Origin of the sequence: Lentzea sp. NPDC051208, assembly GCF_040682435.1 — a bacterium.
Classification (GTDB): Bacteria; Actinomycetota; Actinomycetes; order Mycobacteriales; family Pseudonocardiaceae; genus Lentzea; species Lentzea kristufekii.
This window is the reverse complement of the sequence record NZ_JBFBAW010000008.1, coordinates 15,771-33,416: the sequence shown is the minus strand read 5'-3', so window position 1 is coordinate 33,416 and position 17,646 is coordinate 15,771. Positions and strand designations below refer to the sequence as shown.

At 71.0% G+C, this 17,646-nt stretch carries 21 protein-coding genes; 7 read left to right on the top strand and 14 right to left on the bottom strand.

Translation table 11 applies throughout. The features are described 5' to 3' along the window. Positions 1-54: 54 nt before the first annotated feature. The 4 genes from AB0M48_RS20505 to AB0M48_RS20490 all read right to left on the bottom strand — a co-directional run bounded on the left by AB0M48_RS20505 (position 55) and on the right by AB0M48_RS20490 (position 3,631). Positions 55-1,338, bottom strand: coding sequence for an RNA polymerase sigma factor (locus tag AB0M48_RS20505; RefSeq protein WP_363844129.1), 1,284 nt, complete (start codon positions 1,336-1,338; stop codon positions 55-57). A 15-nt stretch (positions 1,339-1,353) separates the two neighbouring features. Continuing rightward, complete coding sequence (locus tag AB0M48_RS20500; RefSeq protein ID WP_363844126.1) at positions 1,354-1,776, bottom strand: YciI family protein; 423 nt, start codon at positions 1,774-1,776, stop codon at positions 1,354-1,356. Between the two features lie 179 nt (positions 1,777-1,955). Then, positions 1,956-3,179: an SPFH domain-containing protein gene (locus AB0M48_RS20495; RefSeq protein ID WP_363844123.1), complete on the bottom strand. Its 1,224-nt coding sequence runs from the start codon at positions 3,177-3,179 to the stop codon at positions 1,956-1,958. Between the two features lie 26 nt (positions 3,180-3,205). Continuing rightward, positions 3,206-3,631, bottom strand: coding sequence for an NfeD family protein (locus AB0M48_RS20490; protein ID WP_363844120.1), 426 nt, complete (start codon positions 3,629-3,631; stop codon positions 3,206-3,208). 109 nt (positions 3,632-3,740) lie between these two features. Here AB0M48_RS20490 and AB0M48_RS20485 point away from each other — a divergent pair, with 109 nt between their 5' ends. Further along, positions 3,741-4,157 carry a DUF3592 domain-containing protein gene (locus AB0M48_RS20485; protein WP_363844117.1) on the top strand — a complete coding sequence of 139 codons (417 nt, stop codon included), beginning with the start codon at positions 3,741-3,743 and terminating at the stop codon, positions 4,155-4,157. 24 nt (positions 4,158-4,181) lie between these two features. Here AB0M48_RS20485 and AB0M48_RS20480 read toward each other — a convergent pair whose 3' ends face one another. The 6 genes from AB0M48_RS20480 to AB0M48_RS20455 all read right to left on the bottom strand — a co-directional run bounded on the left by AB0M48_RS20480 (position 4,182) and on the right by AB0M48_RS20455 (position 7,969). Then, positions 4,182-4,988, bottom strand: a complete 807-nt coding sequence (locus tag AB0M48_RS20480) for a DUF3097 domain-containing protein (RefSeq protein ID WP_363844114.1) — start codon at positions 4,986-4,988, stop codon at positions 4,182-4,184. An 11-nt stretch (positions 4,989-4,999) separates the two neighbouring features. Next, on the bottom strand, positions 5,000-5,701 hold the full coding sequence (locus AB0M48_RS20475; RefSeq protein ID WP_363844111.1) for a fructosamine kinase family protein: 702 nt from the start codon (positions 5,699-5,701) through the stop codon (positions 5,000-5,002). Between the two features lie 5 nt (positions 5,702-5,706). Further along, positions 5,707-6,135, bottom strand: coding sequence for a hypothetical protein (locus AB0M48_RS20470; protein ID WP_363844108.1), 429 nt, complete (start codon positions 6,133-6,135; stop codon positions 5,707-5,709). 152 nt (positions 6,136-6,287) lie between these two features. Then, entirely contained in the window at positions 6,288-6,518 is a 231-nt protein-coding gene (locus AB0M48_RS20465; RefSeq protein ID WP_363844105.1) for a hypothetical protein, read from the bottom strand. Between the two features lie 97 nt (positions 6,519-6,615). Continuing rightward, the gene (locus AB0M48_RS20460; protein ID WP_363844102.1) at positions 6,616-7,401 is read right to left on the bottom strand and encodes an SCO1664 family protein; all 786 of its coding nucleotides are present in this window, start codon (positions 7,399-7,401) and stop codon (positions 6,616-6,618) included. 1 nt (position 7,402) lies between these two features. Continuing rightward, positions 7,403-7,969, bottom strand: coding sequence for a DUF3090 domain-containing protein (locus tag AB0M48_RS20455; RefSeq protein ID WP_266038803.1), 567 nt, complete (start codon positions 7,967-7,969; stop codon positions 7,403-7,405). Between the two features lie 78 nt (positions 7,970-8,047). Between AB0M48_RS20455 and AB0M48_RS20450 the strand changes: the two genes are divergently transcribed. Together AB0M48_RS20450 and AB0M48_RS20445 are read left to right on the top strand one after the other, a co-directional pair. Continuing rightward, entirely contained in the window at positions 8,048-9,934 is a 1,887-nt protein-coding gene (locus tag AB0M48_RS20450) for a prolyl oligopeptidase family serine peptidase (protein ID WP_363844098.1), read from the top strand. After that, positions 9,931-10,779: an LD-carboxypeptidase gene (locus AB0M48_RS20445; RefSeq protein WP_363844095.1), complete on the top strand. Its 849-nt coding sequence runs from the start codon at positions 9,931-9,933 to the stop codon at positions 10,777-10,779. The genes AB0M48_RS20450 and AB0M48_RS20445 overlap by 4 nt, the downstream gene beginning before the upstream one ends. Here the strand turns inward: AB0M48_RS20445 and AB0M48_RS20440 are convergent. Beyond that, on the bottom strand, positions 10,753-11,301 hold the full coding sequence (locus AB0M48_RS20440) for an HSP18 transcriptional regulator (RefSeq protein ID WP_363844092.1): 549 nt from the start codon (positions 11,299-11,301) through the stop codon (positions 10,753-10,755). The two genes, AB0M48_RS20445 and AB0M48_RS20440, sit on opposite strands and share 27 nt — an antisense overlap. A gap of 104 nt (positions 11,302-11,405) precedes the next feature. Between AB0M48_RS20440 and AB0M48_RS20435 the strand changes: the two genes are divergently transcribed. The 3 genes from AB0M48_RS20435 to AB0M48_RS20425 are packed head-to-tail and all read left to right on the top strand — an operon-like array spanning position 11,406 to position 13,007. Then, positions 11,406-11,837: an Hsp20/alpha crystallin family protein gene (locus AB0M48_RS20435; protein WP_363844089.1), complete on the top strand. Its 432-nt coding sequence runs from the start codon at positions 11,406-11,408 to the stop codon at positions 11,835-11,837. 53 nt (positions 11,838-11,890) lie between these two features. Next, positions 11,891-12,604, top strand: coding sequence for a poly-gamma-glutamate hydrolase family protein (locus tag AB0M48_RS20430; RefSeq protein WP_363844086.1), 714 nt, complete (start codon positions 11,891-11,893; stop codon positions 12,602-12,604). Positions 12,605-12,644: 40 nt separating this feature from the next. After that, positions 12,645-13,007 (top strand): VOC family protein, encoded by a 363-nt coding sequence (locus AB0M48_RS20425; protein WP_363844083.1) that lies wholly within the window; start codon positions 12,645-12,647, stop codon positions 13,005-13,007. Between the two features lie 115 nt (positions 13,008-13,122). On the opposite strand, the gene AB0M48_RS20420 is transcribed toward AB0M48_RS20425, so the two are convergent. From AB0M48_RS20420 to AB0M48_RS20410, 3 genes are read right to left on the bottom strand one after another with little or no spacing between them, the layout of a single operon-like run. Next, positions 13,123-14,334 carry an acyl-CoA dehydrogenase family protein gene (locus AB0M48_RS20420; RefSeq protein ID WP_363844080.1) on the bottom strand — a complete coding sequence of 404 codons (1,212 nt, stop codon included), beginning with the start codon at positions 14,332-14,334 and terminating at the stop codon, positions 13,123-13,125. Beyond that, positions 14,334-15,338, bottom strand: a complete 1,005-nt coding sequence (locus tag AB0M48_RS20415) for a phosphotransferase family protein (RefSeq protein ID WP_363844077.1) — start codon at positions 15,336-15,338, stop codon at positions 14,334-14,336. Before AB0M48_RS20415 ends, AB0M48_RS20420 begins: the two co-directional genes overlap by 1 nt. After that, positions 15,335-16,006 (bottom strand): HAD family phosphatase, encoded by a 672-nt coding sequence (locus tag AB0M48_RS20410; protein WP_363844074.1) that lies wholly within the window; start codon positions 16,004-16,006, stop codon positions 15,335-15,337. The genes AB0M48_RS20415 and AB0M48_RS20410 overlap by 4 nt, the downstream gene beginning before the upstream one ends. A 138-nt stretch (positions 16,007-16,144) precedes the next feature. Here AB0M48_RS20410 and AB0M48_RS20405 point away from each other — a divergent pair, with 138 nt between their 5' ends. Beyond that, on the top strand, positions 16,145-17,644 hold the full coding sequence (locus AB0M48_RS20405) for a carboxylesterase family protein (RefSeq protein WP_363844071.1): 1,500 nt from the start codon (positions 16,145-16,147) through the stop codon (positions 17,642-17,644). Positions 17,645-17,646 lie beyond the last annotated feature (2 nt).

The window sequence follows — 17,646 nt, the reverse complement described above, 5'->3', positions numbered from 1 at the left end:
CCCGGTCGAGTGCTACCGATGTCGCCCTAACGATTTAAGGTTCACCCTCGGTGGTCAGATGGACTGCAGTTCCGCCAGCTTCCGCGTCAGCACGGCCCGTTCGCGTTCATTGCCGCACAATCGAATCGCCTGCTCAAGCTCGGTGCGGGCCTCGTCGAGACGGCCGAGGCGGCGCAGCAACTCTCCGCGCACGCCCGGGAGCTGGTGGGAGTCCTTGAACGCGTCGGCCGACGCCAGCGCGTCGACGATCGGCAGGGCGGCGGCGGGCCCCTGGGCCATGGAGACGGCGACGGCCCGGTTGAGGTCCACGACCGGCGACGGGGCGAGGCGGCCCAGGCCGTCGTAGAGGGCGACGATGCGGCCCCAGTTCGTGTCCTCGACCGACGACGCCAGCGCGTGGCACTCGGCGATCGCGGCCTGCAGCCCGTAGTAGCCGTACCCGCGACCGGCGTCGGCGGCCTTCGCGAGCGCGGCGCGGCCGCGGGCGATGGCGGAACGGTCCCAGCGGCGCCGGTCCTGGTCCTCCAGCAGCACGGTCTCCCCGTCGGGGCCGCGGCGCGCGGGGAAGCGGGCGGCGGTGAGCTCGAGCAGGGCGAGCAGGCTGTGGACCTCGGGTTCCTCCGGCATCAGCCGCGACAGGATCCGGGCGAGCCGCTGCGCCTCCCCGGCCAGGTCGAAGCGGATGACCTCGTCACCCGAACTCGCCGACGAGCCCTCGGTGAAGATCAGGTACACGACGCTGAGGACCTGCGCCAGGCGCGCGGGCCGCTGCGCCACCGGCGGCACCTCGAACGGCACACCGGCCGCGCCGAGGGTCTTCTTCGCGCGGGTGATGCGGGCCTGCACGGTCGCCGTGGGCACCAGAAACGCACGGGCGATCTCGTCGCTGGTCAGACCGCCGATCACCCGCAACGTCAGCGCCACCCCGGCCTCGCGGGACAGCACCGGGTGACATGAGGTGAACATCAGCGCGAGGGTGTCGTCGTCGATCTGGTCCGGGTCCCACAGCACGTCGTCGGGCGCGGGGCCGGGATCGGCGCCGGTCAGCGCGCCACCCTCGGGCAGGTGGTGCGCCATCGCGGCGTACTTCTCGTCACGGGCGCTGCGGCGGCGGAACGCGTCGATCGCCCGCCGCCGGCCCACGGTGAGCAGCCAGCCCGCCGGGTTGTTCGGCACGCCCTCGCGCGGCCAGGTCACCAGCGCCTCGGCCAGTGCCTCCTGCGCCAGGTCCTCGGCCAGCGCGAAGTCGCCGGTGTAGCGGGTGAGCGCACCGATGATCCTCGCGGAGTCGATGCGCCACACCGCCGCTACGGCCTTGCGTCCCGTGGGGTCGCTCATGCTGCCCAAAATAGATCAGAGCTGGCCGGTGGACTCGCGCCAGGCCCGTTCCTTCTTGATCCACTCGTTGTCCTGCGGGAACTCGTCGATCGTGGGCACGCGGCGGATCTCGGTCTTGAACCCGGCCGCGGTCATCGGCGTGCGCTTGGCCCACTCAATGGCGTCCTGGATGGTGGGGACGTTGATCAGGTAGAAGCCGTTGAACAGCTCCTTGGTCTCCCCGTACGGGCCGTCGGTGACCACGGGCGGCTCGGAGGAGAAGTCGACGACGACGCCCTCCTCGGCGGGGGCGAGACCCTCGGCGGCGATCAGGACCCCGGCCTCGATCAGCTCCTCGTTGAACTTGCCGACGGTCTCGAGCATCTGGTCGAAGTCGATCTCACCGAGGTTGCCCCAGGCCTCGTCGGAGGTCACGCGCCAGATCAGCATGAACTTCATTTCGGTGTCTCCCAGTGGGTTCGTGCGGGTCCGTTGTGGACCCTTTCACGCCCAGGTCGAACGGGCGGGGTGTTCGATCGACACACGACCCGGAATTTTTCAGAAGTTTCTGTTCGTGCTGGTGAGACGACTGAGCGGCCCACCCCGGTGATCGGGATGGGCCGCTCGGTGCCGTGCGGTCAGACCTGGTCGCCCGGCTGGTGCAGCGACCGGGGCTGCTCGGTCTCGAAGTCGGACCCGGCCAGTTCGGGCAGCGGCGAGGTGCCGGCGACCGGGCGCGGCATGCCGCTGAGCGGACCGGGCACCTCCTGACGGGCCACCGCCTCCGCGGCGGCGACGGCCTCGGCGACCTTCGGGTCGGACTTGAGGTCGAACCAGGCGGCGACCGACTCGTCCTCGTCCTCCGGGCGTGAGGTCTCACCCTCCTCGGTGGCCGGGGGCTCGTAGCGGAACACGCCGTCGTCACCGGGCGCGCCCAGCATGCGGGCGAACCCCTCGAGGGCCTTGCCGTAGTCGGACGGGATCATCCAGACCTTGTTCGCGTCGCCCTGCGCCATCTGCGGCAGCGTCTGCAGGTACTGGTAGGCCAGCACCTCCGGCGTGGGCTTGCCCGCCTTGATCGCGGCGAACACCTTCTCGATGGCCTTGGCCTGACCCTGCGCCTGCAGGTAGCGGGCGGCACGTTCACCCTGCGCCCGCAGGATCTGCGACTGCCGCTCACCCTCCGCGGACAGGATCGCGGCCTGCTTGCCACCTTCGGCGGCGAGGATCTGCGACTGCTTCTGGCCTTCCGCTGTCTTGATCGACGACTCGCGCTGGCCCTCGGCGGTGAGGATCATGGCGCGCTTCTCGCGGTCGGCGCGCATCTGCTTCTCCATCGAGTCCTGGATGGAGGGCGGCGGGTCGATGGACTTGAGCTCGACGCGGGCGACGCGCAGGCCCCAGCGTCCGGTGGCCTCGTCGAGCACCCCGCGCAGCTGACCGTTGATGTGGTCACGCGAGGTCAGCGTCTCTTCGAGGCTCATGCCACCGACGAGGTTGCGCAGCGTCGTGATGGTGAGCTGCTCGACACCGACGATGTAGTTGGAGATCTCGTACACCGCGGAGCGCGGTTCGGTGACCTGGAAGTACACGACGGTGTCGATGGACACGGTCAGGTTGTCCTGGGTGATCACCGGCTGGGGCGGGAACGACACGACCTGCTCGCGCAGGTCGATGCGGGCCCGCACCTTGTCGATGAACGGGACCATGATGTTCAGGCCGGGTGCCGCGGTGTTGCGGTAGCGGCCGAGACGTTCGATGACGGCGGCCTGCGCTTGCGGGATGACCAGCACGGATTTGACGGCGATGGTCAGCACGAAGATCGCGATGACGGCGGCGATCACAGCGGTGATCGGGTCCAACTCGGTTCACACCCTCCTGCGGGCGCTCACACCGCGGCTATCACCACGGCGACGGCGCCCGAGATCTCGACAACGGTGACGGCTTCGCCTTCTTCGACCACGGACCCGTCGAGGGTGCGCGCGCTCCAGGTGTCGCCGCCGATCTTGACCTGCCCGCCGTGCTCGTCGACCTTCGTCACCGCGACGGCCCTGGCGCCCAGCAGTGCCTCGTGGTGCATCCGGATGCCGGAGCCGAGCTGCAGCCGCTTCTTGAGCAGCGGCCGGGCCGCGACGATCAGGCCCACCGACGACGCCGCGAAGACGAGCACGCTCACCAGGTCGGCGGCACCCAGTGCCGACGCCCCTGCCGCGGCCAGCGCGGCGGTGCCGAGCATGACCAGCACGAAGTCACCGGAGAGAACCTCGGCGACGACGAGCAGTATCCCGACGATCAGCCAGATCAGGGCGGCCATGGCCCATGCATACACCAACGGGGAGCACCGGGGTCCGAGATTCACCGTGCTGGGCCCCGGACCGTAACGAAATCGATCAACGGCAGATGATCTGGGCGAAGGAGGCGTGATGGCGAAGTCGGTGAAGTCCCGCAGGGGCCGGTTCGTGTCCGGGCTCGTGCTCGCGGGCGCGGTCGTGGGGCTGGTGATCGTGCTGCAGTCCTCGGCTGAGCAGCGGTCCTGGGCCAGTTCCGAGGCGACGGTGCTGGAGCGGCTGAAGTCCGGCAAGAGCGTCTCGGTGAAGGTCGAGTACGCGCTGCCCGACGGCTCGAAGCAGGTCGAGACGCTGTCGGAGAACGGGTCCGCGCACCAGCCCGGAACACGCGTGACCGTGCGCTACGACCTGCGTGACGGCCGGGTCGTGGACTCCGCGCTGGCCGACAACGACCAGGTGTTCTGGGTGCTGGGCGTGATGCTGGGCGTCCTGGCGGTCGGCGCGCTCGGCACGAGCGTGATCGCGTGGACTCCGCAGCGCCGCTCCGACTGAGACGTGTTCAGTCCTGGGGGATGGTCAGTTCTGGGGGACGGTGACGAAGTCGATGAGCCGTTCGACGGCGCCGAGCAGGTCGGACTCGATGTCGCGGTAGCTGGAGACCGCGCCGAGGACGCGCTGCCAGCCCTCCCACGTCTCGCCCCACCCCAGTTGCGCGCACACGCCGGTCTTCCAGTCGACGCCGCGCGGCACGACCGGCCAAGCCTTGATCTTGACGGCCTGGGGCTTCACGGCCTGCCAGATGTCGACGTAGGGGTGACCGGTGACCAGCACGTTGTCGTCGCGGATCTGATCGACGACGCGCTGTTCCTTGGAGTCGGCGACGAGGTGGTCGACCAGGACGCCGAGGCGGCGGTGGGGCGCGGTGCCGAACTCGGCGATGCGCTGCGGGAGTTCGTCGACGCCGTGCAGGGGTTCCACGACGATGCCTTCGACGCGCAGGTCGTGACCCCAGACGCGTTCGACGAGCTCGGCGTCGTGCTTGCCCTCGACCCAGATGCGGCTGGCCTTGGCGGTCTGCGCGCGCAGACCCTCGACCTTGACCGAGCCGGACGCGGTGATCTTGGGCTTGGCCGGCTGCGGTGCGGGCTTGACCAGGGTGACGGGGTGTCCGTCGACGAGGAACCCTGCGGGGCGCAGCGGGAACAGCCGGTGGCGGCCGTGGCGGTCCTCCAGGACGACCTGGCCGTACTCGAACTTCACGACGGCCCCGCAGAAGCCGCTGGCGGGGTCCTCGACGACGAGGCCGGGTTCGGCGGCGATCTCGGGGACCTTCTTGCGCTTGGGGGTCGAGAGGATGTCGCGGCCGTAGTCGTGGGAACGCACGGCTCGCAAGGTTAGCCGTAGAACGGTTTGAAGGCGGTGAGCCACTCGTGGACGCGGTCGAGATCCACGTCGGCGCCGTGCAGGTCGTGTCCGCCGTGCACGAAGTCGAGCCAGTCGATCGCCGGGTCGCCGATGCAGGCGCGCGGGTCGATCGCGACCGGTCCGTCCGGGCCTTGCAGGACGTTGCCGGGGTGCATGTCGCCGTGCAGCAGCACGGGTTTGACGTTGTCGCCGGCGAGTTTGCGGGCGCGGTGGTGTTCGGTGGCGTAGTAGGTGCCGGTGCGGCGGGTGAGCACGGTCTCGAACAGGAAGTCGACGCGGGCTGTGAGCGGCGGGAACCCCGCGGGCTTCGCCTCGTGCAGGTGCGGGACGACCTTCGCCGGGTCGGTGGCGGGGGTGCCGGGCCGGATCGGCTGCAGCAGCAGCGCGCCACGGGTGAGGTCGGCGTCGAGGAGGTCGACCATGGCGGGCGTGTGGGCCCAGGCGGTCAGCGCCCGTGCCTCGTGCACGGCGATGTCGTGGTCCGGGGTGAGTTTGAGGACGGCGTTGGTGCACAGGAACGTGGTGCCGGTGCCGCCGGGCATGTGCCGCAAGAGCGTGAGGCCCCAGCGGGCGGTGAGCGTGGCGACCAGGTCGGGCAGCGCGTCGATCCACCCCGTCACATCGGCGCCGAAACGTCGGATCAGCCGGGTTCTGTCCTCGTCGTCGATCACTCCGCTCAGATTAGCGAGTTCGCTCCCGTTTCGCGGCGGGCCTGGTAGGCGGCCAGCGCCGGTCGCCACAGTCCGTTGGCGTCGAAGCACGTCGAGAGCAGCCGCAGGTCCGCCCCGTCGCCGGCGACGACGACCTTGCCGCCGAGGACCCACCGGTTGACCGGCAGCAACGGCACGGGCCACCCGGCGATGAGCAGCCGGTCGCACACCAGGCGCTGCAGCCGTCCGCCGTCGTTGTCGACGATGACGGCGGGGGTGTCGAGGTCGAGGTCGCGCACGACCGCGTGCGGGTAGCGCCGGACGCCGATGTCGGCCAGCGTCTCGGGACCGGGTCCGATCAGGTGAACGGGTCCGAACCGGCGTGCGAGGCATGTGGCCGCCCAGGCGCCCAGATCGGCGGCACCCACCACGACGATTCGTTCGAAATAGGTCATGTCACCCGTGTCCCGCATTCATGATTTGATGTTTATGCAGGTCAGAACGCCTCCCAGAAGATAGGGGCACGATGATCCGCCGTCAAACCCCAGGGCTGTCTCAATTGGAAGATGTCAATGGGCAGGGAATAGTTCACCGATGACCGCCACCGTCAGTAGGTGACGGTGATCGTGCGCGCCGGGCCGTCGACCTCGACGGTGCCGCCGACGGGGATGACGAGCTGCGGGTCGGTGTGACCGAGGTCGACGTCGAAGACGATCATCGTGGCGGGCACGTACTGCGCGAACGCCCGCAGGACCGCTTCGCGCCGCGCGGTGGTGCAGGCGACGCGGCCGGTGTCCTGGTCGGTGAACGACCACGCCTTGGCGCGGCCGACGAGCACGGCCGGGGCGGGGTTTGGGCGGGTTGATCAACTGCATGGTCGCCGAGCGCAGTGACGCGGGGCGAACGGATCACGGTGGTGTCGCCGGGCGGGCGGCCTAGAACGCGGGCCAGGGGATGGCGGGCCAGTCGCCGGACGGTTCGGGGTAGACACCGGCGGCCAGCAGCTTGTCGACCCGTTCGGCGACGGCGCGGACTTCGGCGCGGGTGAGGTGGTCGTGCAGCGACTCCCCCAGGGTTCCGTCGAGCTCGGATCTCAGCCGGCGCAGCGACTCGACGACGTGTTCGGGGAGGGGTTCGCGGGCCCAGCCCCACAGCACGGTGCGGAGTTTGGGTTCGGTGTGCAGGCAGATGCCGTGGTCGACGCCGTACACGGCGCCGTCGAGGGCGTGCAGGACGTGGCCGCCCTTGCGGTCGGCGTTGTTGACGACGACGTCGAAGGCGGACATCTCGGCGATGCGCGGGTGGTCGGCGTGCACGAGGACGGCCGGGTCGCCGAAGCGGTCGTGGGCGTGGAAGACGGGGATCCAGCCGGGTTTGACGTCGTCGACGCCGATGATGTCGACGAGTTCGTCCTCTTCGCGGGTCTCGATCCACAGCTGGACCATGCCGGTGCCGAACGGGCCGGGGCGCAGCACGGTGGGCGGCACGACGCCGAAGGACGCGGCGGAGATCAGGTAGGTGGCCACCTCGCGGCCGGCGAGCGTGCCGTCGGGGAAGTCCCACAGCGGCCGTTCGCCTCGCACGGGTTTGTAGACGCACTGGGCGTCGACGCCGTCCAGCGAGATCTTGCAGAACAAGGTGGCGTTGGAGGCGTCGACCAGGCGGCCTTCGACCTCGATGCGGCCGTGTTCGAGCAACCGCAGGGCCGCCGAGGTGTCCACGTCAGTCTTCTTCGGTGCGGCGGTAGCCGTTCTGCCGGGGGCAGATGTGGCCGTCCGCGTCGAGCGGTTCGTTGCACAGCGGGCAGGGCTTGCGGCCGGCGTTGACGACGCGGTCGGCGCGTTCGGCGAAGGCGCGGGCGGCGGACGGGGACAGGAAGACCCGCACGGCGTCGGGGCCTTCCTCGGTGTCGTCGAGCACGACGGCCTCGTCGACCTCCTCCTCGGAGACCGCGAGGAGTTCGATGACGACCGCCTTGGACTCGGCGTCCCAGCCCAGCCCCATGGTGCCGACGCGGAACTCCTCCTCGACGGGCACGTCGAGGGGCTGGGTGTCGAGGTCGTCGGGCGGGGCGTCGTCGGGCACGTCGGTGCCGAAGCGGCGATGCACCTCCTCGAGCAACGAGCCGATGCGCTCGGCGAGGACCTGGACCTGCTGCTTTTCCAGGGCGACGCTGATCAACCTGCTCTGCTCGGAGGCCTGCAGGTAGAAGGTGCGGTCGCCGGGCTGCCCGACGGTTCCTGCGATGAACCGGTCGGGTGCGCGGAATACGTGAATGACGCGAGCCATGGCAGATACGACCCTAGGCCACGCGGAGATCGTCGGCAGGTCCTCCCCCACCAAACACTCCGCGTATAGGGTCGGGCTGTGGTGAAGATCGCTTCGTACGGGACCTGGACCTCGCCGATCAGCGCCGGCGACACCTCGAAACCGGGCGGTGGGTTCCAGTGGGCCGACCTGCACGGCGAGCAGGTGTGGTGGGCGGAGAGCCGGCCTGCCGAGGGCGGCAGGGTGGCGTTGGTGCGCGACGGCGTGGAGGTGCTGCCCGCGCCGTGGAACGCCCGCAACCGGGTGCACGAGTACGGCGGCCGGCCGTTCGTGGTGCTGGCGCCGGACAGGGTGGCGTTCACGCATTGGGCCGACCAGCGCGTGTACGTGTTCGACCCGGACTCTCCCGAGCCCAAGCCGCTGACCGAGGCGCCGCAGCGGCACCACGGGGTGCGCTACTCCGACCTGTCGGCGGGCCCGGACGGCGAGGTGTGGTGCGTGCGGGAGACCGTCACCGGTGACGCGCGCACCGACGTGCGCCGCGACCTGGTGGCGATCACCCCGGCGGGCGAGGTCCGCGTGCTGGGCGCGTCGCACCACTTCATGACCGGCCCGAAGATCAGCCCGGACGGCACGCGGTTCGCGTGGATCGGCTGGAACCACCCGCAGATGCCGTGGGACGGCACCGAGCTGTGCGTGGCCGAGGTCGGTTCGTCCACCCACGCGGTGGTCGCGGGGTCGACGACGGAGGCGGTGTGCCAGTTCGAGTGGGAGGGCGAGGACCTGCTGGCGCTGACCGACCCGGACGGCTGGTGGAACCTGTTCCGCGTCTCCCCCGACGGCACGCGCAAGAACCTGGCGCCGTGCGAGGAGGAGCTGGGCGGGCCGATGTGGCGGCTGGGCAACCGCTGGTTCGCGACGCTCTCGCCGGGCCGGTACCTGGTGGTGCGCTCGGGGCAGCTGGCGGTGCTCGACGAGCGGTCCGCGACGGTGACCGACGTGCAGACCGACCTGCCGACGTGGGTACCGGACCTGTCGGTGCGCGACGGTGTGGTGGTCTGCGCGGCGGCGGGGCCGACGTCGGACTTCGCCGTGGTGCGCCTGGACCTGTCCAACGGTGAGCTGACCTACCTCACCGGCGGGCAGGAGTCCCCTGAGGCCGCGTACCTGCCGGTGCCGGTCGAGCGGATGTTCGGTGAGATCCCGGCGTACGTGTACGCCCCGTCGAACCCGGACTTCGCGGGACCCGAGGGTGAGTTGCCGCCGTACGTGGTGCACGTGCACGGCGGGCCGACGGGGCGTGCGCTGCCCAAGCTCGACATCGACATCGCGTACCTGACCAGCCGCGGCATCGGTGTGGTGGCGGTGAACTACGGCGGGTCGACCGGCTACGGGCGGGCGTTCCGCGAGCGGCTGCGCGAGCAGTGGGGTGTGGTGGACGTGCAGGACTGCGCGTTCGTCGCCCAGCAGCTGGCCGCGGAGGGCACGGCGGACCCGAAGCGGCTGGGGATCCGGGGCGGTTCGGCGGGCGGCTGGACGTCGGCGGCGTCGCTGACGTCCACGGACGTCTACCGGTGCGGCATGGTCGCGTTCCCGATCCTGGACCTGGCGGGGTGGACGTCGCAGGGCGGCGAGACGCACGACTTCGAGTCGCGCTACGTCGAGGGCCTGGTCGGGACGCTGCCGGAGGCCGCGGACCGCTACCGGGACCGGTCGCCGTCGACGAAGGCGCGTCAGGTGTCGGGGCCGGTGCTGCTGTTGCAGGGCCTGGAGGACGAGATCTGCCCGCCGGAGCAGGCCGACCGGTTCGCCGCGGACCTGGCCGGGTCGGGCATTCCGCACGCGTACCTGCGGTTCGAGGGTGAGCAGCACGGGTTCCGGATGGCCGAGAACATCAAGACGGCGCTGGAGGCGGAGCTGTCGTTCTACGGGCAGGTGTTCGGGTTCGTGCCTCCGGGTGTGCCGGTGCTGGACCTGTCGGAGTGAGTCGGCTGTGCGCCGGGGATCGGGTCGCGCTGGTGTCCCCGGCCGGCCCGGCCCCGGCTTCGAGGATCGCCGCGGGCGCGCAGGTGCTGCGGTCGTGGGGCCTGGAGGTCACCGCCCCGGTGGTGCGGCCGTGGTCGTTGCCGTACCTGGCGGGGTCCGACGAGGCGCGGGCGGCGGAGTTCGTGTCGGCGTGGTGCTCGGACGTGGCGGCGGTGTTCAGCGTGCGCGGCGGCTACGGGTGTCTGCGGATGACGGACCTGGTGCCGTGGAAGGACCTGCCGCCGCGGGTGTTCGTGGGTTCGTCGGACGTGACGGTGCTGCACGCCGAGCTCAACGCGGTGGGTCAGCCCACGGTGTTCGGGCCGATGCCGGGCACCTCGGACTTCGTCGACGATCCGCTGGCGCAGGCACGGCTGCGCGAGGTGCTGTTCGCGGGCACGCGGTCGTGGACGGCGGGAACGCCGGTGGTGGCCGGTACGGCGCGTGGCGTGCTCACGGGCGGGAACGCGGCATTGCTGGCGGCCTCGGTCGGCGGGCCGCGGTGGGCGCCCCCGGCACCGGGGGCGATCGCGTTGCTGGAGGACATCGGTGAGGAGCCCTACCGGCTGGACCGGATCCTGACGCAGCTGCTGCGGGCGGGCTGGTTCGAGCCGGTGTCAGGCATCGTGCTGGGGTCGTGGACGGACTGCGGTGACGTCTCCGCGGTGCTGGCGGACCGGCTGTCCGGGCTGGGGGTGCCGATCCTGGGTGATTTCGGGTTCGGGCACTGCGCGGGCTCGTGGTCGTTGCCCCTGGGGGTGAGCGCGGAACTGGACGCCTCAGCCGCGAGGCTGACGCTGCTCTAGCGCATCGGCCCGCAGCTGGTCGGTGTGCCGGCCGATGTCGGCGATCTGCTGCGCGAGGCCGGGCTGCCCGTCGCGCAGCCCGGGCCCGGCCTGCGCCAGCGGGCCGAGCAGGCCGGCCGCGTCCTCGCCGGCGAGCGCCTGTTGCACGGCGGGGTCGTGCGGTCCCACCTGGGCGGCCAGGTTCCGCAGCACGGCGGCGTTCTGCTGCGCCCACGCGGTGACGGCCCTGTCTCCCGCGCGCCGGTCGCGTTCGGCCTGCACGCGTTCGTCACCGGTGCCGCCCTCGCCGGTGCGGCGCACGCGCAGGTAGCGCTTCTCGGCGGCCTGGCGGCTGGCGACACCGAGGGCCGGGGCGAGGTCGGCCCAGCTCGTGCCCAGCGCCCGCGCGGCCTCGATGAGCTGGGGCTCCCAACCGGACAGTTCGTCACGCAGCTGCCTGAGCAGCATCAACGCCGCGAGGACCTCGGTGGCGTCACCGGGCGCGGCGGCCGCGGACCGGACCGCGTCGTAGTCGTTCGTCATGTCATCCTCCCGATGACGCAGGGGACTTGTCATCGTTTCGACGACATGCTACAACGGTGGGGCAGCGCATTGACAGTCCTACGAGTGATGACTGGAGGTGTCAGATGTTGATGCGCACTGACCCGTTCCGTGAGCTGGACCGGCTGACGCAGCAGGTGCTGGGGTCCGCGGGGACGTGGTCGCGGCCGACGGCGATGCCGATGGACGCCTACCGCGACGGCGACGAGTTCGTGGTGGCGTTCGACCTGCCGGGCGTGCCGGCGGACGCGATCGACCTCGACGTCGAGCGCAACGTGCTGACCGTGAAGGCGGAGCGCCGGCCGGTGGGCAAGGACGTCGAGATGCAGGTGTCGGAACGGCCGCTGGGCGTGTTCTCGCGGCAGCTGTTCCTGGGTGACTCCCTGGACACCGACCACATCGACGCCAAGTACGACGCGGGTGTGCTGACGCTGCGGATTCCGATCGCGGAACGCGCGAAGCCCCGCAAGATCGCGATCTCCGCGGGTGAGGACTCGCCGCGCCAGATCGACGCCTGATGCACTGGCGGGCGGCGGCCGTCCGGGTGACGCCCGGTAGGCTTCCGCCCGCCATGAGACCGCAGCCTCAGTGGGCGGCGCTGGACGTCTACGCGTCCAATTCCGACCTTTACGCAGATCCCCGACTGGTGGAACGGGTGGATTACCGGCGTCGCTTCAAGCGGCACCGGCCCCGGACCCCGTCGGTCGTACTCGCCCCGCACGGCGGTGGCATCGAGGTCGGCACCTCGGAACTGTGCCTCGCGATCGCGGGCTACCACCCCTCCACGCGGGTGCCGATCGGGCAGACCCACGACTACTGGATGTTCGAGGGCCTGCGCACGGCCTCCAACGACGAGCTGCACGTGACGTCGTCGCACTGCGACGACCGGGTGGCGCGGCAGCTGGTGTCCGGTGCCTCGCACGCGCTGGGCCTGCACGGCTGCACCGCGGCCGCGGCGGGCCTGGAGGACCACGACCGGGCGGTGCTGGTCGGCGGCCGGGACGCGTTGCTGCGCCTGGAGCTGCTGACGCGGCTGCGGCGGGCGGGTTTCCACACGATCGACGCGGTGGACCACCCGATCCTGGGCGGCTACGACCGGGCGAACATCGCGAACCGCACCCGCGGGCGCCAAGGCGGGCAGCTGGAGCTGACGACTCCCCTGCGTTCGGCGATGTTCGGGGAGAACTCGCGGCCGGGGCGGCGGCACACGACGACCGAGGTGTTCTGGGACTTCGTGCACGCCTGCCGGGCGGCGCTGGCGGCGCGTGAGGCGCTGAACAACTGAACGCTCAACAACGGACGGCCGCACCACTAGCGTGAGCGGCGTGCGCCTCTCCCTCACCTCGGTCACGGTCGGCACGTCGCAGCCCCGGGAGCTCGCCGCGTTCTACGCGCGGCTGCTCGGCGCCACGGTCGAGACGGCGGACGACGGCTGGGCACTGGTGCGCGTCGAGGGCGGGCTTTCGCTCGGCTTCGAGCGCGAGCGGCACTTCCGCCGGCCGGTGTGGCCGAGTGTGCCGGGTGAGCAGACGGCGTCGCAGCACCTCGACGTGCGGGTCGACGACCTCGACGCGGCGGTGCGGCACGCGGTGGCGTGCGGAGCGGTGCTCGCCGAGACCCAGCCGCAGGACACCGTGCGGGTGCTCCTCGATCCCGACGGGCACCCGTTCTGCCTGTTCGTGGACTAGAGGCACCGGGCCACCTCGGACACGGGTGACACCCCGGCGAAGAGCGTGCCGGGGTGTCGTCGAGCATCGCCATGATCGCCGGCGTGTCGGCCGGTCTGGCGTGATCTCCCTGCGTCTACACGTACTTCCTGAGTTCCCTCTTCGCCAGCGACATGCGGTGCACCTCGTCGGGCCCGTCGGCCAGCCGCAGGGTGCGGGTGGCGGCCCACAGTTCGGCGAGCGGGAAGTCCTGGCTGACGCCGGCGCCGCCGTGGACCTGGATGGCCTTGTCGAGGACCCATTCGGTCATCGACGGGACACCGATCTTGATGGCCTGGATCTCGGTGTGGGCGCCCTTGTTGCCGACGGTGTCCATCAGCCACGCGGTCTTGAGCACGAGCAGCCGGGCCTGTTCGATGCGCACGCGCGACTCGGCGATCCACTCGTGCACGACGCCCTGGGCGGCGATGGGCCTGCCGAACGCGACACGGGACGAGGCGCGGCGGCACATCAGCTCGAGGGCGCGTTCGGCCATGCCGATCAGGCGCATGCAGTGGTGGATGCGGCCGGGGCCCAGGCGGGCCTGCGCGATGGCGAAGCCCTCGCCCTCCCCCGCGATGAGGTTGGAGGCGGGGACGCGGACGTCCACGAACTCGATCTCGGCGTGCCCGCCGTGGGCGTGGTCGCCGTAGCCGAAGACGTGCATGGCGCGTTTGACGGTGACGCCGGGGGTGTCGCGCGGGACGAGGATCATCGCCTGCTGGCGGTGACGTTCGGCGTCGGGGTCGGTCTTGCCCATCACGATGAAGATGGCGCAGTTGGGGTTCATCGCGCCGGAGGACCACCACTTGCGGCCGTTGATGACGTAGTCGTCGCCGTCGCGTTCGATGCGGGTGGCGATGTTGGTCGCGTCGGAGGAGGCGACCTCGGGTTCGGTCATGCAGAACGCGGAGCGGATCTCACCGTCGAGTAGGGGCTGCAGCCACTGCTTCTTCTGCTCGACGGTGCCGAACATGGTCAGCACCTCCATGTTCCCGGTGTCCGGGGCCGCGCAGTTGAGCGCCTCGGGGGCGAGGTGAGGGCTGCGGCCGGTGATCTCGGCCAGCGGCGCGTACTGCAGGTTCGTCAGGCCCGCGCCGTGCTCGGGATCCGGCAGGAAGAGGTTCCACAGGCCCTGGCGGCGGGCCTCGGCCTTGAGCTCCTCGAGGATCGGCTGGCGTTCCCACGGGTCGGCGGCGTCGTGCAGCTGCTGTTCGAGGACCGCTTCGGCCGGGTAGACGTGGGAGTCCATGAACGCGAGGAGCTTGGTGCGCAGTTCCTCGGTCTTGGCGTCGTAGGCGAAGTCCATTAGAGCTCCTTGTGGGCGGCGGCGAGTCCCTGCCGCACGAGGGGAACGGTGAACGCGCCGAGCTTTTCGAAGCCGGCGCCGACGGTCTTGCCACTGGCGAAGCGGAAGTGGATGCCTTCGACGATGACGGCGAGCTTGAAGTAGCCGAAGGCGATGTACCAGCCCAGGCCGGAGGTGTCGGTGCCGGTGCGGGCGGTGTAGCGGGCGACGAGTTCGTCGGCGGTCAGGAACCCGGGCAGGGACGGCACGCTGCCGGTGATGGGGTCGTTGTCGACGCCCAGGCCGGCCCAGTAGACGTAGAGCAGGCCGAGGTCGGCGAGCGGGTCGCCGAGGGTGGCCATCTCCCAGTCCAGGACGGCGCTGATGGCCAGCGGCTCCTGGGTGACCAGGGCGTTGTCGAGGCGGTAGTCGCCGTGGATGATCGCGGCGCGCGGCGAGTCCGGGACGGTGTCGGCGAGCTTGTCGCGCAGTTCGTCGATGCCGGGCAGCTCACGGCTGCGGGAGGCGTCGAGCTGCTTGCCCCACCGCTTGACCTGCCGGGCCATGAACCCCTCCGGGCGGCCGAAGTCCTGCAGGCCGACGGAGGCGGGGTCGACGGAGTGCAGGTCGGCGAGCACGTCGACGAGGCGTTCGGACAGGGTGCGGGCGTCGGAGGGGGTGAGCCACGGGCACTGGCCGCGTTCGCGCAGGGCGGCGCCGGGCATCTCCTGCATGAGGTAGAAGGGCGCGCCGATGACGGAGGTGTCCTCGACCAGCTGGTGGGCGCCGGGCACGGGCACGGAGGTGTCGGCGAGCGCGGAGATGACGCGGAACTCGCGGGCCATGTCGTGGGCGGTGGCGAGGACGTGCCCCAGTGGCGGGCGGCGCAGGACCCAGGTGCGGGTGCCGTCGCTGATGCGGTAGGTGAGGTTGGAGCGGCCGCCGCGGAACAGCTCGCCGGTGAGCGGGCCCGTGCCCAGGTGCGTGGCCAGCGCCTGCAGGTCGAGGCCGGGAAGGTCGGTCACAGGTTCACTCCGAGGGTGGCGAGGTGGGCGCGGGTGCTCTCCGCACCGGTGTGGCGGAGGGCGTGCATGCCGACGGCCTGGGCGGCTTCGACGTTGACGGGCGCGTCGTCGAAGAACACCGATCGCTCGGCGGGGACGCCGACCTGCTCGAGGGTGTGGTGGTAGATGCGCTCGTCGGGTTTGCGCAGGCCGATCCGGCCGCTGATCACGACGGTGTCGAACAGTTCGAGCAGCAGGTCCTTCGGGTAGCCCTCGCCCCAGCTGTTGGACAGCAGCGCGGTGTGCAGGCCGGCGGCGCGGGCCTTGCGGACGAGCGCGACCATCGCCGGGTCCGGGGTGGCGCCGCCGAACATGCGCTTGAGCAGCCCGTTCTCGTCGATGCCCGCGCCGCTGGTGGTGATCAGCTCGGCCGCGAGCAGCCGTTCGAACTCGGGCACCGTGAGCTCACCGGTCTCCAGGCGGTACACGGGGTTGCCCGGGAGCGCGTCGCGGCCCAGCCAGTCGCGCATGATGCGGCCGTAGACGTCGCGGTCGATGGCCTCGGCATGCAGCCAGGCGCCGACGAACTCGGGCACGGAGACGGTCAGGACGCCGCCCCAGTCGAAGATCAGCGCGTCGACCTCGGGCCGCTTCACGCCGGGGAGGTCATTGCCTGTTGTGTCACCCACGACTCGGAGGGTACCGACCGGTCGGTATGTCGGCAACAGGTGATCGCCGTGTCCGCCTTTCGATGGCCCGACATGTGGTCTTCGTGCGGTTCCCGCGCCTGCCGGACCTCGATACGTTCGAGTCCGAAGGGGGTTCTGATGGCAAAGATCGCAACGGTGGCACTGGCCGCCGCGATGACGTTCACCGTCATCCAGACGCCTGCGGCGACGGCCGGAGGCGACGCTCAGGTGGTCCGCACGGACAAGGGCGCCGTGCGCGGCACGGTGTCCGAGCAGGTGCGGACGTTCGGGAGCATTCCGTTCGCCGCCGCCCCGGTCGGGCAGAACCGGTGGCGCGACCCGCAGCCGGTGACGCCGTGGCAGGGCGTGCGGGACGCGACGACACCCGCGCCGATGTGCGCGCAGGGCGCGGGACTGGGCTCCCCGCCGTCCCAGACCGAGGACTGCCTGTATTTGAACGTCACCACGCCGACCGGCAACGCGCACAAGCGGCGGCCGGTGATGGTGTGGATCCACGGCGGTTCGTTCACCAGCGGTGGCGCGTCGATGTACGACGCGCGGTGGCTGGCGTCGCGCAACGACGCCGTGGTCGTCACGGTGAACTACCGGCTGGGCGTGTTCGGGTTCTTCGGCCACCCCGGCCTGCCCGGCTCGGGCACGTTCGGGCTCGCCGACCAGCAGGCGGCCCTGCGGTGGGTGCAGCGCAACGCGCGGGCCTTCGGCGGCGACGCCGGCAACGTCACGGTGTTCGGCGAGTCGGCGGGCGGGTTGAGCATCTGCGCCCAGCTCGCCTCACCACGGGCCGCGGGGTTGTTCGCCAAGGCGATCATCCAGTCCGGGCCGTGCGGGGTCGACTCGCCCTCCTCCACCCGGCCCGGCACGTTCGAGCACCTGTGGAAGCCGCGCGCCGAGGTGGAACGGCTCGGGGTGGGCACGGCCGGCTGCGCCGATCTCGCGTGCCTGCGGGCACAACCGGTGGAGAAGCTGCTGGCGGTGCACGACACGTTCTCCTCCCCCGCCTACGACACGGCGCTGCTGCCGGTGGACCCGGTCGTGGCCCAGCGCACCGGCCGCATGCACCGGGTGCCGACGATGGTGGGCACGACGCACGACGAGATGACGCTGTTCGCACCGCTGGCCTTCCCGCAGCCCATCCCCGAGCAGGCGTACGCCGCGACGCTGACGTCCTTGTTCGGCCCGGACGCGGACGAGGTCGCGGCGCGGTACCCGGTCAACGGCAACGGCGACGCCCGTGACGAGATCGCCCGCCTGCTGACCGACAAGTCGTGGTCGTGCACCTCGCAGGTGACACGCCGCGAATTGGGCAGGCACGCGCGGGTGTCGGGGTACGAGTTCGCCGACCGGGACGTGCCGATGTTCCTTCCCGGCATGCCGCCGTTCCCCGGTGGCTACGGCGCGTTCCACGCCTCGGAGCTGCCGCTGCTGTTCGACTTCGGCGTGCCGCTCACGGCGGGCCAGCGGGAGCTGTCGGACTACATGATCACCGCGTGGGGCCGCTTCGCCCGCACCGGGCAGCCGGGATGGCGGGCCGACGTGCAGTCGCTCGCGGCAGGCAAGATCGGGCCCGCCGATTTCTCCCGAGATCACCAGTGCGGGTTCTGGTCGTCCATCCTGTAGCG

Coding starts and splice junctions, on each gene's coding strand:
- AB0M48_RS20505 (WP_363844129.1), bottom strand. CDS start 1,338: ATGAGCGACCCCACGGGACGCAAGGCCGTAGCGGCGGTGTGGCGCATC.
- AB0M48_RS20500 (WP_363844126.1), bottom strand. CDS start 1,776: ATGAAGTTCATGCTGATCTGGCGCGTGACCTCCGACGAGGCCTGGGGC.
- AB0M48_RS20490 (WP_363844120.1), bottom strand. CDS start 3,631: ATGGCCGCCCTGATCTGGCTGATCGTCGGGATACTGCTCGTCGTCGCC.
- AB0M48_RS20485 (WP_363844117.1), top strand. CDS start 3,741: ATGGCGAAGTCGGTGAAGTCCCGCAGGGGCCGGTTCGTGTCCGGGCTC.
- AB0M48_RS20470 (WP_363844108.1), bottom strand. CDS start 6,135: ATGACCTATTTCGAACGAATCGTCGTGGTGGGTGCCGCCGATCTGGGC.
- AB0M48_RS20455 (WP_266038803.1), bottom strand. CDS start 7,969: ATGGCTCGCGTCATTCACGTATTCCGCGCACCCGACCGGTTCATCGCA.
- AB0M48_RS20440 (WP_363844092.1), bottom strand. CDS start 11,301: ATGACGAACGACTACGACGCGGTCCGGTCCGCGGCCGCCGCGCCCGGT.
- AB0M48_RS20435 (WP_363844089.1), top strand. CDS start 11,406: ATGTTGATGCGCACTGACCCGTTCCGTGAGCTGGACCGGCTGACGCAG.
- AB0M48_RS20430 (WP_363844086.1), top strand. CDS start 11,891: ATGAGACCGCAGCCTCAGTGGGCGGCGCTGGACGTCTACGCGTCCAAT.
- AB0M48_RS20420 (WP_363844080.1), bottom strand. CDS start 14,334: ATGGACTTCGCCTACGACGCCAAGACCGAGGAACTGCGCACCAAGCTC.
- AB0M48_RS20405 (WP_363844071.1), top strand. CDS start 16,145: ATGGCAAAGATCGCAACGGTGGCACTGGCCGCCGCGATGACGTTCACC.